15 protein-coding genes are annotated in these 13,108 nt (G+C 68.2%); 3 read left to right on the top strand and 12 right to left on the bottom strand.

All coding sequences use genetic code 11. From position 1 onward, the window contains the following. Positions 1-5: 5 nt before the first annotated feature. The 10 genes from BOX37_RS11610 to BOX37_RS11570 all read right to left on the bottom strand — a co-directional run bounded on the left by BOX37_RS11610 (position 6) and on the right by BOX37_RS11570 (position 7,389). A complete protein-coding gene (locus BOX37_RS11610; protein WP_071927652.1) occupies positions 6-770 on the bottom strand; it encodes an ABC transporter permease in 765 nt (254 codons plus the stop codon). After that, positions 767-1,606 carry an ABC transporter ATP-binding protein gene (locus BOX37_RS11605; protein ID WP_071927651.1) on the bottom strand — a complete coding sequence of 280 codons (840 nt, stop codon included), beginning with the start codon at positions 1,604-1,606 and terminating at the stop codon, positions 767-769. The genes BOX37_RS11610 and BOX37_RS11605 overlap by 4 nt, the downstream gene beginning before the upstream one ends. A 43-nt stretch (positions 1,607-1,649) precedes the next feature. Next, positions 1,650-2,594: an ABC transporter permease gene (locus BOX37_RS11600; protein WP_240505308.1), complete on the bottom strand. Its 945-nt coding sequence runs from the start codon at positions 2,592-2,594 to the stop codon at positions 1,650-1,652. Beyond that, positions 2,591-2,713, bottom strand: coding sequence for a hypothetical protein (locus BOX37_RS35775; RefSeq protein WP_276207248.1), 123 nt, complete (start codon positions 2,711-2,713; stop codon positions 2,591-2,593). The genes BOX37_RS11600 and BOX37_RS35775 overlap by 4 nt, the downstream gene beginning before the upstream one ends. Next, on the bottom strand, positions 2,710-3,750 hold the full coding sequence (locus tag BOX37_RS11595; RefSeq protein ID WP_071927650.1) for a TIGR03842 family LLM class F420-dependent oxidoreductase: 1,041 nt from the start codon (positions 3,748-3,750) through the stop codon (positions 2,710-2,712). The genes BOX37_RS35775 and BOX37_RS11595 overlap by 4 nt, the downstream gene beginning before the upstream one ends. Positions 3,751-3,778: 28 nt before the next feature. Next, on the bottom strand, positions 3,779-5,197 hold the full coding sequence (gene hydA / locus BOX37_RS11590) for a dihydropyrimidinase (RefSeq protein ID WP_071927649.1): 1,419 nt from the start codon (positions 5,195-5,197) through the stop codon (positions 3,779-3,781). Further along, complete coding sequence (locus tag BOX37_RS11585) at positions 5,197-6,036, bottom strand: nitrilase-related carbon-nitrogen hydrolase (RefSeq protein WP_071927648.1); 840 nt, start codon at positions 6,034-6,036, stop codon at positions 5,197-5,199. The genes hydA and BOX37_RS11585 overlap by 1 nt, the downstream gene beginning before the upstream one ends. Before the next feature lie 101 nt (positions 6,037-6,137). Next, positions 6,138-6,449 carry a hypothetical protein gene (locus BOX37_RS11580; protein ID WP_071927647.1) on the bottom strand — a complete coding sequence of 104 codons (312 nt, stop codon included), beginning with the start codon at positions 6,447-6,449 and terminating at the stop codon, positions 6,138-6,140. Then, positions 6,446-6,754, bottom strand: a complete 309-nt coding sequence (locus BOX37_RS11575; RefSeq protein ID WP_071927646.1) for a hypothetical protein — start codon at positions 6,752-6,754, stop codon at positions 6,446-6,448. The genes BOX37_RS11580 and BOX37_RS11575 overlap by 4 nt, the downstream gene beginning before the upstream one ends. Further along, a complete protein-coding gene (locus BOX37_RS11570; RefSeq protein ID WP_071927645.1) occupies positions 6,751-7,389 on the bottom strand; it encodes a TetR/AcrR family transcriptional regulator in 639 nt (212 codons plus the stop codon). Before BOX37_RS11570 ends, BOX37_RS11575 begins: the two co-directional genes overlap by 4 nt. 113 nt (positions 7,390-7,502) lie before the next feature. Here BOX37_RS11570 and BOX37_RS11565 point away from each other — a divergent pair, with 113 nt between their 5' ends. From BOX37_RS11565 to BOX37_RS35770, 3 genes are all read left to right on the top strand, one after another. Next, positions 7,503-8,903 (top strand): aminotransferase-like domain-containing protein, encoded by a 1,401-nt coding sequence (locus BOX37_RS11565; RefSeq protein WP_071931402.1) that lies wholly within the window; start codon positions 7,503-7,505, stop codon positions 8,901-8,903. A gap of 60 nt (positions 8,904-8,963) precedes the next feature. Then, positions 8,964-10,079, top strand: a complete 1,116-nt coding sequence (locus tag BOX37_RS11560) for a methyltransferase (RefSeq protein ID WP_071927644.1) — start codon at positions 8,964-8,966, stop codon at positions 10,077-10,079. A gap of 108 nt (positions 10,080-10,187) precedes the next feature. Continuing rightward, the gene (locus BOX37_RS35770; protein WP_071927643.1) at positions 10,188-10,880 is read left to right on the top strand and encodes a peptidylprolyl isomerase; all 693 of its coding nucleotides are present in this window, start codon (positions 10,188-10,190) and stop codon (positions 10,878-10,880) included. Positions 10,881-10,938: 58 nt separating this feature from the next. On the opposite strand, the gene BOX37_RS33885 is transcribed toward BOX37_RS35770, so the two are convergent. Together BOX37_RS33885 and arc are read right to left on the bottom strand one after the other, a co-directional pair. Next, positions 10,939-11,076 carry a hypothetical protein gene (locus BOX37_RS33885; protein WP_156910364.1) on the bottom strand — a complete coding sequence of 46 codons (138 nt, stop codon included), beginning with the start codon at positions 11,074-11,076 and terminating at the stop codon, positions 10,939-10,941. A 106-nt stretch (positions 11,077-11,182) separates the two neighbouring features. After that, entirely contained in the window at positions 11,183-12,943 is a 1,761-nt protein-coding gene (gene arc, locus BOX37_RS11550) for a proteasome ATPase (RefSeq protein WP_071927642.1), read from the bottom strand. Positions 12,944-13,108 lie beyond the last annotated feature (165 nt).

The raw sequence follows: 13,108 nt of genomic DNA, 5'->3' as shown, positions 1-13,108 counted from the left end.
CTCCCTCATCGGATCGTGGACAGCAGGGGGGTTCGGGGACGGCGGGCGAGCTGTTCGACGAGCAGGACCGCGGCGAGGAAGACCAGGCCGACGATCATGGCGCCCACGACATAGGCCCAGGCTCTGGGATAGGCGGTATTGGCCGCGGCGGAGGTGATCCGGCTGCCGAGGCCGTTCTGCAGCCCGCCGAAGTACTCGGCGATGATGGCGGCGATGACCGCGCCCGGTGCGGCGATCCGCAGTCCGGTGAACAGGTGTGGCAGGGCCGCCGGCAGCCGGACGGTGCGGGTGATCTGCCAGCCGGAGGCGGCGTAGGAGGTCATCAGATCCGACTGCACCTTCGGCACCTGACGCAGTCCGCGCGCGGTACTCACGAAGACCGGGAAGAACACCACGATGGTGACGACGAGTCGGCGCGGCGTCTCGGTGGTGGTGGAGTACATCGAGTTCAACAACGGCGCCAGCGCCACGATCGGCACCGCGGCCGCCGCGGCGGCGAGCGGGGTCAGCAGCCCGTCGACGACCTCGAACCGCACCGCGAGGATCGCGGCGGCGATGCCCAGCACCGTCCCGGCGACGAACCCGACCAGCGCGTTCGTGCCCGTGGCCACCGAGGCGTCGAAGATCCGACCCGCGTTCTCGGCGAACTGCGTGGCGATCGCACTGGGTGCGGGCAGCAGGAACGAGGGCACGCCCGCCACCACTGTCAGTACCTGCCACAACCCCAGCACGACGACACCCACCACGATCGGGGGCAACCACGTCCTCATGGCACATCCCGTCCAGCCACGGCCTGGTCGTCGTGCTCGCCGCGCAGGGCCGCGCGCACCGCGGCGACCGCGGCGAAGAACTCCTTCGACGACCGCACATCGGTGTCGGCATCCCGACCCCAGCCGCCGGTCGACACGATCTCGCTGATCCGGCCGGGCCGCGCGGAAAGCACCACCACCCGGTCCGACAGGTAGACCGCCTCGGGAATCGAGTGCGTCACGAACACGACCGCCGCGCCGGTCTCCCCCGCGATCCGCAGCAGTTCGCCCTGCATCCGCTCCCTGGTCATCTCGTCGAGCGCGCCGAAGGGCTCGTCCATGAGCAACAGCGACGGTTTGCGCGCCAGCGCGCGGGCGATGGCGACGCGCTGCTGCATGCCGCCCGACAGCTCGGCCGGATACCGGTCGGCGAACTCGGTGAGCCCGGCCATCTCCAGCAGTTCGGCACTGCGGGCGCGCCGCTGCGCCTTGGGTACCCGGTGCAGTTCCAGCGGCAGTTCCACATTGGCGGCGACGGTGCGCCAGTCCAGCAGTCCGGCCTGCTGGAACGCGATGCCGTAGTCCTGGTCGACGCGCGCCTGGCGGGCGGTCTTGCCGTGCACGGTCGCGGTCCCGCTGGTCGGGGTCTCCAGGTCGGCGATGATCCGCAGCAGGGTCGACTTGCCGCAGCCCGAGGGCCCGATGAGCGAGACGAACTCCCCCGCCGCGACGGTCAGCGAGACATCGGACAGTGCCGTCACCGATCCCGCGGCGAAGGTCTTGCCGATGTGGCTCAGGTCGACCGCGGCCGAGACCGCGGGCGCCGGGGTGTCGGGGTCGGTGACTGTCGTGGACATGCGTACTTCTTCCTGGATCGTTGTCGAAGGGGTGCCGCGGCCGTCATCGGCCGGTGGAGGCTCCGGTACCCGGCGGATGGCTGTAGCGGCGCAGTGCCAGTTCCACCAGCGCGACCAGCCCGGTCAGCACCACGCCGAGCAGCGCGGCGGCCAGGACCGCGGCGTAGAGCCGGGCCGCGTCGCCGGTGGCCTGCTGGGAGAACACGATGATCTGCCTGCCGATGCCACCGGCCGTGCCGGTGGAGATCTCGGCGACCACCGCACCGATCACCGCCGCGGCGGCGGCCAGCCGGAGGGCGGGCATCAGCGAGGGCACCGCCGCGGGGAAACGCAAGCGGGTCAGCGTCGCCCACCAGCCCGCCGAGCAGCTGCGCATCAGTTCCACCGAGGCCGCGGGTGGCGACTGCAGTCCGCGCAGCATGCCGATGGCGACCGGGAAGAAGGCCAGATAGGCCGCGATCACCACGATGGACATCCACGGCTGCCACGGCTGCCCGCCGATGGCGAGCCTGCCGCCCCAGCCCGCGACCAGCGGCGCGAGCGCGATCAACGGAACCGTCTGCGAGAGCACCACATACGGCAGCAGACCGCGTTCGAGCCAGCCGAAGCGCTGCATCGCCACCGCCAGCACGACACCGACGATGGTGCCGAGCAGCAGCGCCAGCAGCGACAGTCCGAGCGTGAACGTGCCGGTGCGCAGGAGGGTGGTCCCCACCGTGCCGGTGCCGTCGGCCTCGCCGAGTACGGTCACCACCGCCCAGACGTGCGGCAGGGCGCCGTCCCCGGTGCGCGGCAACACCCGGGTTCCCGCGATGCTCACCCCATCGGCGGGAACCAGCACCTTCACCAGCTCCCAGATCACCGCGACCAGCGCGAACGCACCGATCGTGTAGGCGGCGCGCACCAGCCGCGTCCCGGTGCGCGTGCGCCGCCGTACCCGCTGCGGCGCCGGCGTGGTGACCACTTCGTCGAGCGCTGTCACGGTCACTTCCGCTCTCCCACCGGGTCGTGGGTCCGGCGGATATGTCGGTGTCCGGCGAGTGCGGCGGTCACCGCCGCTGCGACAACGCCGACCGTGTACACCGACCACAGCGCGACGACGCTCATGATCGCGCCTCCTGCGTGGCGGTGACGGGCTCGTGCAGCCGGGGCAGAACCTGTTCGCCATAGGCCTGCAGAGTGGCCGTCTTGGCGTCGTGCTGCAGATACACCGCGAACTGGTCGACCCCGAGTCCTTCCAGTTCCCACAGCCGGGCGAGTTGTTCGTCCGGGGTGCCCAGCAGACAGAACCGGTCGACGATCTCGTCGGGCACGAAATCGGCGTGTGTATTGCCCGCGCGCCCGTGCTGGTTGTAGTCGTAGCCGTGCCGACCGGCGATGTAGTCGGTCAGCGCGGCCGGAACATCGCCGCCCGCACCGTATTTCGCGACGATGTCGGCGACGTGATTGCCCACCATGCCACCGAACCAGCGGCACTGCTCGCGCGCGTGCGCCAGCCCCGCCGCCGACCCGTCGGTGACATAGGCGGGCGCGGCCACACAGATCTTCACCGAGCGCGGATCGCGCCCCGCAGCCTCGGCCGCCCCGCGCACCGTGGCGATGGTCCACGCGGTGATGTCGGGATCGGCCAGCTGCAGGATGAACCCGTCGGCCACCTGACCGGTGAGCTCGAGTGCCTTGGGCCCGTACCCGGCCACCCACACCTCGAGACGGGAGTCGGCCGCCCACGGGAACCGCACCTCGGTATCGCCGATCCGGGCGCCGCGACCGTTGCCGAGTTCCCGGATCACCTCCACCGCGTCACGCAGCGTCGCCAAGGTGGTGGGCTTGCCGCCGAGGGTGCGCACCGCCGAGTCGCCGCGCCCGATCCCGCAGATCGTGCGGTTGCCGAACATCTCGTTGAGCGTGGCGAAGGTCGACGCGGTCACCGTCTGGTCCCTGGTCGCCGGATTGGTGACCATCGGACCGACCACCACCTTGCGGGTGGCGGCCAGGATCTGGCTGTAGATCACGTACGGCTCCTGCCACAGCAGATGCGAGTCGAACGTCCACACATGCGAGAACCCGTGCGTCTCGGCCACTCTGGCCAGTTCGATCACCCGCGAGGCGGGCGGGGTGCACTGCAGGACCACACCGATGTCCATGGGCACTCTCCGTTTCCGATAGCAGTTCTTACAGAAGGTTCTGCGACAGCCCGCGCCGCACGAAGCGGCCGTGTCCGGCCCGCCCGTGATAGGCGCCGTCGTCGACGATCACCCGGCCGCGCGAGAGCACGGTGTCGACGTGACCGTCGATCTCGAAGCCCTCCCAGGCCGAGTGGTCCATGTTCATGTGGTGGGTCTTGCCGAGGCCGATGCTGGTGTGCCCGTTCGGGTCGTAGATCACCACGTCGGCGTCGGCGCCCGGACTGATCACGCCCTTGCGCGGATACATCCCGAACATCCGCGCCGGGGTGGTGCAGCACACCTCCACCCAGCGTTCCAGCGAGATCCGTCCGTCCTTGACGCCCTGGAACAGCAGATCCATGCGGTGTTCCACACTGCCGATCCCGTTCGGGATCTTGCTGAAATCGCCCAGGCCGAGCTCTTTCTGGTCCTTCATGCAGAACGGACAGTGGTCGGTACTGACCGCGGTGACGTCGCCGGTGCGGATGTAGCGCCACAGTTCGTCCTGATGACCCTCCGACCGGGCGCGCAGCGGCGTCGAGCACACCCACTTGGCGCCCTCGAAGCCCGGTGCGCCCAGCTGCTCTTCGAGCGAGAGGTACAGATACTGCGGACAGGTTTCCGCGAAGACGTTCTGGCCCGCATCGCGTGCGGCCGCGATCTGGTCCATCGCCTGTTTGGCCGACACGTGCACCACATACAGCGGAGCGCCGGTCAGCTGCGCCAGCATGATCGCGCGGTGGGTGGCCTCCTCCTCCATCTGCCACGGGCGACTGGTCCCGTGGAAATAGGGAGCCGTGTCCCCCCGGGCCAGCGCCTGCTCCACCAGTACGTCGATGGCGATCCCGTTCTCGGCGTGCATCATCAGCAGCGCGCCGAGGTCACCGGCGGACTGCATGGCGCGCAGGATCTGCCCGTCGGTGGAATAGAAGACACCCGGATAGGCCATGAACAGCTTGAAGCTGGTGACCCCCTCGCTGACGAGTTCGGCCATGCCCTTCAGGGATTCGTCGTTGACGTCACCGACGATCTGGTGGAAGCCGTAGTCGATCGCGCACTGCCCGGCCGCCTTCTCGTGCCATTCGGCCAAGGTGTCCTGCACTCGCTGGCCGGGCTTCTGCACCGCGAAGTCGACGATGGTGGTGGTGCCGCCCCAGGCCGCGGCTCTGGTCCCGGTCTCGAAGGTGTCGCTGGCCTCGGTGCCGCCGAAGGGCAATTGCATATGGGTGTGCCCGTCGACACCGCCCGGAATCACATACTTGCCGGTCGCGTCGATCACCGTATCGGCGCCGGCGGCCAGATCGGCACCGAGGGCGGTCGAGCCCGGTTGCAGCACAGCGACGATCGTCTCGTCTTCGATCAGCACGTCGAGCAGCTGGGATCCGGTGGCGCTGACCACTGTCCCGCCGTGGATGAAGGTGCGCATCAGGGGTTCACCAACGGTCCGTAGGCCTCGGGGCGACGGTCGCGATAGAACGCCCACCGGTCGCGGACCGTTGTGATCAGATCCATATCGAGATCACGAACAACCAATTCCGGATCGGTGTCGGAGGCGACCTCGCCGACGAACTTGCCCTCGGGGTCGACGAAATAGCTGGTGCCGTAGAAATCGTCGTCGCCGTATTCGCTCTCGACACCGACCCGATTGATCGCGCCGATGTAATACTCGTTGGCCACCGCCGAGGCGGGCTGTTCGAGCTTCCACAGATAACTCGACAGCCCGCGCGAGGTCGCCGACGGATTGAAAACGATTTCCGCTCCCGCCAGTCCGAGCGCGCGCCAGCCCTCCGGGAAATGGCGGTCGTAACAGATGTAGACGCCGACCTTGCCGACCGCGGTGTCGAACACCGGCCAGCCCAGATTGCCCGGCCGGAAGTAGAACTTCTCCCAGAAGCCGTTCACCTGCGGGATGTGGTGCTTACGATATTTTCCCAGGTAGGTGCCGTCGGCGTCGATGACGGCCGCCGTGTTGTAGAGCAGACCGGCCTGCTCGCGCTCGTACACCGGCAGCACCATCACCAGGTTCAGCTCGGCGGCCAGCGCGGCGAAGCGCTCGGTCGTCGGGCCGGGCACCGATTCGGCGTAGTCGTAGAACTTGGTGTCCTGTAGCTGGCAGAAATACGGTCCGTAGAACAACTCCTGGAAGCAGATCACCTGCGCGCCCTGCGCGGCTGCCTGCCTGGCGTAGTCCTCGTGGGCTTTGATCATGGATTCTTTGTCGCCGGTCCATGAGGTCTGGACCAGGGCCGCTCTGACGATTCCCATGCTTTGTTATACTGCACCCACTCCTGATTCCGTTGTGTTACAAGACTGCGGAAACAGTTTCGGTACCGTAAACCTTCGCGCCACACCGGGATCGGCGGGTGCTAGAGGTGGCGAATCTCCGGCCAGAGCTGCGACCACGGGCGCACCGGCCGCTCACACCACCAGATCGTCACATCGCGGGTGGCCCCTTGGTAGCCGAGCCGGGAATCCGCTCGGCCGACCTCGGTCACCGCGTCGAAGTGCTTGCGCAACTCATCGGCCTGCCCACCCACGTAGTGCACCGCGCTCGCCGTGTCGGGCGGAGTACCGAAGTAGCCGTAGCCGCGACTCGGGCTGTAGACCGCAGGCCAGCCGTACCGATCGCGGTAGGTCTCCAGCGCCCCTGCCTGCCAATAGGATTCGGTGACGATCACCGCGTCCGTTCGCTCGGCGGGGTGCGTGAACAGTAGGCGAGGTCGGTGGACTCGGCCAGTTCCGGCCAGCCGAACTTGCCGTGCAACAGCAGGTCGACCAGTACGGGGCCCTGATCGGCATAGCTCACCGATAGGTGCTGCCCCGCGGCCAGGAAGGACAACTCGTCACCGAAGAAGCCGTACTGCCCGAGCACCGCGAACAGGGCCAGCCCCGACACCAGCGCGACGGCGCCGACCCAGCGGGTCGCGAACGGCGGAACGTCTTGTGTGACAGCCGGTTCGGGAATCGTGGTGGTCGTGCTCATCGCCCGTCGTTTTTCCTGGTCGCCGCGTCGTACACGCGGGTGAGATGAGAGATGTAGTGGCGCACATCGAAATCGGACTCGCGGACCGCGCGCTGGGCGACACCGTCGATCGAGTCCCGGATCAGTCGCGCCAGCATCGTCGGGTCGAAGTCGCCGAACACACCGGCGCGCTGCCCGTCGGCCAGCAATTCGACCAGGGGGGCGATGGCTTCGCGGTCGCCCTCGACCGTGCCGAGAGTCGGCGAACCGTCGGCGTTGCGCAGGTTCACCACGATGTCCGCGCACGCGGCCACGTAGCTCTTGTTGGCGTCGATGAAGCGCAGGTTCGACTCCAGATAGGCGTGCAGGGCGGCGCGCGGCCCCTGTTCGGCCGCGGCGACGATGGTCGGCACCATGAACTCGGCGCCGGCGACGAACAATTCGATGACGACCTGCGACATCAACTCGTCCTTGCCGTCGAAATGGTAGGAGATCACCCCCTTGGAGATCCCCGCGTGCTCGGCGATCCGTGCCAGCGACGCGTGACCATAGCCGACCTCGGAGATCACCTCCACGGTCGAGGCGATGATCTGCCGCCGCCGCGCCTCCTCGATGAACGACCGCCGTTGTCCATCTGGATTATTTTCTGGCCGCATGGTCAGAAAATAGCACAATCTCGTTGTGTAACAACTTGGCGGAAACAGTTTCCATGTCGTAAACCTTGGCGCTCGAGCAGCGCTGCGGGCCCTTCTACCCGCAGAATGGGCCGATGACCGAAGCCTCGCCGACCGCGCTGCCCGCGGACTTCGCCGGGGACCTCGACGACCGCACCGCCGCGGGCATCGCCGCCGCGGTCGGTCGCCGAATCCGCTCCGGCGCACTGGCGCCGGGCACTCGGCTGCCGACCGTGCGCGCGGTCGCCCGCGATCTGCGGGTGTCTCCCGCGACGGTCAGCCAGGCCTGGCGGGCACTCGCGGCGACCGGTGCCATCGTGGCCCGTGGGCGCGCGGGCACCTTCGTCGGCGAGTCGTTGCCACAGACACCACTGGGCCGCTACCAGCGGCTGCATTCCCCGTCCGACAACGCCTTTCGCATCGATTTGTCCCGTGGCACGCCCGATCCGGCGCTGTTGCCCGACCTGGCCGCCGCCCTGCACGCGCTGTCCCGCGACACCGCGCCGGGCGATCTGTCGGCGCACTATCTCGGCGAGGCGGTGCTGCCCGAGCTCGCCGAGACCCTGCGCGCGGAGTGGCCGTGGCGGTGCGAACGCCTCGCCGTGCTCGACGGCGCGCTCGACGCGGTCGACCGCCTGCTCGCCGCGCACGTGCGCTTCGGCGACCCGGTGATCGTGGAGGACCCCTGCTTCCCGCCGTTCCTCGACCTGCTGGCCCGCTTGGGCGCACGCCCGATCCCGGTGCCGCTCGACGAATCCGGTTTCCGCCCCGAGGAATTCGCGCGCGCGTTCGACGGTCCTGCACCGCGTGCGGTCATCCTGCAACCGCGCGCGAACAATCCGACCGGCGCCTCGCTCACCGCGATCCGCGTACGCGAACTCGCCGCGGTACTCGACACGCATCCCGCGCTGATCATCGAGGACGACCATTCCGCCGGGATCGCGGCCACCCCACTGCGCTCACTCGCGGCCTGCTTCCCCGACCGCGGTGTCTACATCCGGTCCTACTCCAAGTCGCACGGCGCCGATCTACGGCTGGCGGTGGCGGGTGGACCGGAGGCGCTGCTGGATCCGGTGGTCGAACGTCGGATGCTCGGTCCAGGGTGGTCCTCGCGCCTGCTGCAGCGGATCCTGTTGACGATGCTGCACGACGCCGACGCGGCCACCACCGTGGCCGGCGCCCGCCTCGAGTACCGCAGGCGGGCCACGGCGCTGCGCCAGGCACTGGCCGAGCACGGGATCGTCGTCGCGGCCGGTGACGGCATCAACCTGTGGCTGCCCGTGCACGACGAGAACGCCGCCATGATCAGCCTCGCCGCCGCGGGCATCAAGGTCGCCCCCGGTGGCCCGTTCGAGGTCGGCGCCCATCCCCCACGCGATCACCTGCGCCTGACCCTTGGCGCGCTCGAGGCCGGCACCGACCTCGGCTGGCTGGCCGCCGAGCTGGCCACCGCCACGGCCGCCACCCCCACCTACCGGCGGATCCGGCGGACCTGAGCGTCGTCACCGGTCGTCGATAGGGAAGAATGGGGCACCGTCGACCACCGGGAGATCCCCCTGTCCACCATCGCATGGACCGAAGACCACATCCAGCACACCGCCGACTGGCACTCCGAGAACGGCGCGCCCGCACCGCGCGCCGTCGCCGTCGTCGACGACCGGCTCGCGGCCGATCAGGCCTATCGCCGGATCCGGGCGGGCGAGGCGTTGCTGTGGCAGGGCGATTTCCACAACGGCCGTCAGCTCCTGCAGGCGTTGGGCCGTCGCGTCGACCGGAAAGCCACCATGCCGCCCACCGATGACCTCGGCGCCCTCTACGACCACGAGCGGACCAGGAAACGCACGCGCGCAAGCGTTCTCGGCAGCGTGCTGATCCGGCTCGACGACAACGAAATCGGCTTGCGCCGGGCGCCCGACGTGCGGGCCGCCTGCACCGCGGCCTACGGCCGGTCGACGAGCAGCCAGGTGGTCACCTTCCCGGAACTGCTCGGCGTGCTCGGCGCCCACCGCTGGCACGAGCAGGGCGTCGAGGTGCCCGCGCTGGGTGTCCGCATCCATCCCGCCTACGGCGTTTTCTCGCCCACCCGCAGCGAATACGTGGATCTGGTCGCCGACGCACCGCTCGATCCCGAGGTCCGCACCGCATTCGACCTGGGGACCGGCACCGGTGTGCTGGCCGTTCTGCTCGCCCAGCGCGGCGTCTCCCGGATCACCGCCACCGACATCAATCCGCGGGCACTGCGCTGCGCCGCGGACAACATCGCCCGCCTCGGCCACGCGGAGCGGATCACCGTCGAGGGTCCCACCCTGTACCCGCCGGGACGAGCCGATCTGGTGGTGTGCAACCCGCCCTGGCTCCCCGGGGTACCGACCTCGGACCTGGAACGCGGTGTCTACGACGAGGACCAGACGATGCTCACCGAGTTCGCGCACGGCCTGCGCGACCATCTCACCCCGCACGGCGAAGGCTGGCTGGTGCTCTCGGATCTGGCCGAACGCCTGGGTCTGCGCCCGGCCGAACACATTCCGCGCCTGCTCGACGACGCCGGACTGCACGTGCTCGGTCGACTCACCACCCGTCCGCGCCATCCCCGCGCGGCCGATCACGCCGATCCGCTCGCCGCGGCCCGCACCGCTGAGACCACCACGCTGTGGCGGCTGCGGGCGCGCTGAGGGTACAGGACGCGACGATCCGCTGGTCCTGGCCCGCGCGCCGGGCCCGGCTGGCAGGATGCGCGGTACATCGTCGCGCAGCATCCACCCCGAGGAGACACCGACAAGGTGAGCAGTCATCCGCAAGACCGTTCCATCGGCACCACCCGCCGCACCGCGTTCGCCCTCGGTGCCGCCGTCGCGACGCTGGTCGCGCTGGCACCGGCCGCCCAGGCGTTCCCGAACCCCTTCCAGCAGACGATTCCGGGCTGCACCCCGGCCGCCCCTGGCCTGCCCAACGGCAAACAGTGGCCCGTCGAGCCCGCCCTGACCATCGACACCGCGGCGACCCACACCGCCACGCTGGAGACCACCTGCGGCACCCTCGCGCTCGAGCTCGACGCCGCCGCGGCACCGCGCACGGTGAACTCGTTCGCCTTCCTCGCCGGCGAGGGCTACTTCGATCACACCCGCTGCCACCGGCTCACCACCGAGGGCATCTTTGTGCTGCAGTGCGGCGATCCCACCGCCACCGGCATGGGCGGGCCCGGCTACAAGTTCGACGACGAGAACCTGGCGGGCGCGGTCTACCCGGCGGGCACCGTGGCCATGGCCAACGCGGGCCCCGGCACCAACGGCAGCCAGTTCTTCCTGGTCTACCGCGACACCCAGCTGCCCCCGAACTACACCCCGTTCGGCCGGATCGCCGACGGCCTGGACGCGCTGACCAATGTCGCGAACGCGGGCGTGGCGGGCGGCGGCCCCGACGGCACCCCGGTCGCCGAGGTGGTCTTCAACGCGGTGCGCACCACCCAGTCCTGAGAAACAGCGAGGGCCGCGTCTCCGAGTGGAGACGCGGCCCTCGCCGTGGCTGGTGGGATCAGCCGGCGCTGATCGAGCTGAACAGGTTCTGGATGGTCAGCAAGATCACTTCGGTCAGGAAATCAGCGGCCGAACCGGTCATGGCAACACTCCTCGTTTTCGAGTCCTCATCAGGTGTGACGAACATCTGAAGCATGTCCTATCCACACTGCCCGGCGGAGCGTTTTCGGGAAAATAACCGACAGAACCTGAAGACGAGACAGGCCGCGTTCCTGACGGAACGCGGCCTGACCGGTGCTGACTTACAGGTACTGACCGGTGTTGGACTCGGTGTCGATCGCCCGGCTGGCCGAGGCGTTCTTGCCGGTGACCAAGGTCCGGATGTAGACGATCCGCTCGCCCTTCTTGCCCGAGATCCGGGCCCAGTCATCCGGATTCGTGGTGTTGGGCAGGTCCTCGTTCTCGGCGAACTCGTCGACGATCGAGTCGAACAGGTGCTGGATCCGCAGACCCGGGTTACCGGTGTCGAGAACCGACTTGATCGCGTACTTCTTCGCGCGGTCGACGATGTTCTGGATCATCGCGCCGGAGTTGAAGTCCTTGAAGTACAGGACTTCCTTGTCACCGTTGGCGTAGGTGACCTCCAGGAACCGGTTGTCGTCGCTCTCGGCGTACATCCGCTCGACGACCTTTTCGATCATCGCCTCCACGCACGCCTGCTTGTCGCCGTCGAACTCGCGCAGATCGCTCTCGTGCAGCGGCAGCGTCTCGGTGAGGTACTTCGAGAAGATGTCCTGCGCCGATTCCGCGTCCGGGCGCTCGATCTTGATCTTCACATCGAGACGACCGGGTCGCAGGATCGCGGGGTCGATCATGTCCTCGCGGTTGGACGCACCGATCACGATGACGTTCTCGAGACCCTCGACACCGTCGATCTCCGAAAGCAGCTGCGGCACAACGGTGGTCTCCACATCGGAGGAGACACCGGAGCCACGGGTGCGGAAGATCGAGTCCATCTCGTCGAAGAACACGATCACCGGGGTGCCCTCGGACGCCTTCTCGCGGGCCCGCTGGAAGATGATCCGGATATGACGCTCGGTCTCACCGACGAATTTGTTGAGCAGCTCGGGGCCCTTGATGTTGAGGAAGAAGGACTTGGCCTCCTTGGCATCCTGGCCCCGCGACTCGGCGATCTTCTTGGCGAGGGAGTTGGCGACCGCCTTGGCGATCAGGGTCTTACCGCAGCCGGGCGGACCGTAGAGCAGCACACCCTTGGGCGGGCGCAGCGCGTACTCACGGAACAGATCCTTGTGCAGGAAGGGCAATTCCACCGCGTCGCGGATCTGCTCGATCTGCCTGCCGAGGCCACCGATGTCGGTGTAGTCGACGTCGGGAACCTCTTCCAGCACAAGGTCTTCGACCTCGGCCTTGGGGATGCGCTCGAACGCGAAGCCCGCCTTGGTGTCGACCAGCAGTGAATCACCGGGACGCAGTTTGCGAATCGGGGCATCGGGATCGTCGAGGTCGTCGAACTCGGCGAGCTTGGACAGCGGACCCGAGAGCCAGACCACCCGCTCCTCGTCGGCGTGCCCGACCACGAGAGCACGGCGACTGTCGTCGAGAATCTCACGCAGCGTGCCGATTTCACCGATGGCGTCGAACTTGCCGGCCTCCACGACCGTGAGTGCCTCGTTGAGTCGCACGGTCTGGCCGTATTCGAGGGTGGCAGCATCAATGTTGGGCGAGCAGGTGAGGCGCATCTTGCGACCGGAGGTGAACACGTCGACCGTCTGGTCATCGTAGGTGTTGATCACGATGCCGTAGCCGCTGGGCGGCTGGCCGAGGCGATCGACCTCTTCCCGCAAGGCGATCAGTTGCTGGCGCGCTTCCTTGAGCGTGTCCATCAACTTACCGTTGCGGATGGTCAGCGAATCGATCCTGGCTTCCAATTCGCGTGCGCGATCCGGCGAGTCGGCGAGTTGCCTGCGGAGAGCAGCCGCCTCGGCGCGTACCGCCTCGAGCTCTCGCCAGGCCGCCGAATCCGAATTCTCGTTGGGGCTCATGATGCTGCTCCTCCCAGTCCCGGTCTATCAACGCTACCGGGCGCGGTCCGTTCTCGCTTTCCGACATGGTTTCGTCGTGATCACATCTTGTACGGGTTCACACGGCGATGGGCCCGTCCGTGCACATGTTAGGCTCCCCTAACACCCCATCTCCGGGGTCGTCGG

Source organism: Nocardia mangyaensis (genome assembly GCF_001886715.1).
Taxonomy (GTDB): domain Bacteria; phylum Actinomycetota; class Actinomycetes; order Mycobacteriales; family Mycobacteriaceae; genus Nocardia; species Nocardia mangyaensis.
This window is presented reverse-complemented; position numbering and strand designations above follow the sequence as displayed.

Excerpts from the sequence above, each read along its gene's own strand:
- BOX37_RS35775 (WP_276207248.1), bottom strand. The coding sequence starts at position 2,713 with ATGAGCGTCGTCGCGCTGTGGTCGGTGTACACGGTCGGCGTTGTCGCA.
- BOX37_RS11605 (WP_071927651.1), bottom strand. The coding sequence starts at position 1,606 with ATGTCCACGACAGTCACCGACCCCGACACCCCGGCGCCCGCGGTCTCG.
- BOX37_RS11585 (WP_071927648.1), bottom strand. The coding sequence starts at position 6,036 with ATGGGAATCGTCAGAGCGGCCCTGGTCCAGACCTCATGGACCGGCGAC.
- BOX37_RS11570 (WP_071927645.1), bottom strand. The coding sequence starts at position 7,389 with ATGCGGCCAGAAAATAATCCAGATGGACAACGGCGGTCGTTCATCGAG.
- BOX37_RS11575 (WP_071927646.1), bottom strand. The coding sequence starts at position 6,754 with ATGAGCACGACCACCACGATTCCCGAACCGGCTGTCACACAAGACGTT.
- BOX37_RS11595 (WP_071927650.1), bottom strand. The coding sequence starts at position 3,750 with ATGGACATCGGTGTGGTCCTGCAGTGCACCCCGCCCGCCTCGCGGGTG.
- BOX37_RS11610 (WP_071927652.1), bottom strand. The coding sequence starts at position 770 with ATGAGGACGTGGTTGCCCCCGATCGTGGTGGGTGTCGTCGTGCTGGGG.
- arc (WP_071927642.1), bottom strand. The coding sequence starts at position 12,943 with ATGAGCCCCAACGAGAATTCGGATTCGGCGGCCTGGCGAGAGCTCGAG.
- BOX37_RS11565 (WP_071931402.1), top strand. The coding sequence starts at position 7,503 with ATGACCGAAGCCTCGCCGACCGCGCTGCCCGCGGACTTCGCCGGGGAC.
- hydA (WP_071927649.1), bottom strand. The coding sequence starts at position 5,197 with ATGCGCACCTTCATCCACGGCGGGACAGTGGTCAGCGCCACCGGATCC.
- BOX37_RS33885 (WP_156910364.1), bottom strand. The coding sequence starts at position 11,076 with ATGCTTCAGATGTTCGTCACACCTGATGAGGACTCGAAAACGAGGAGT.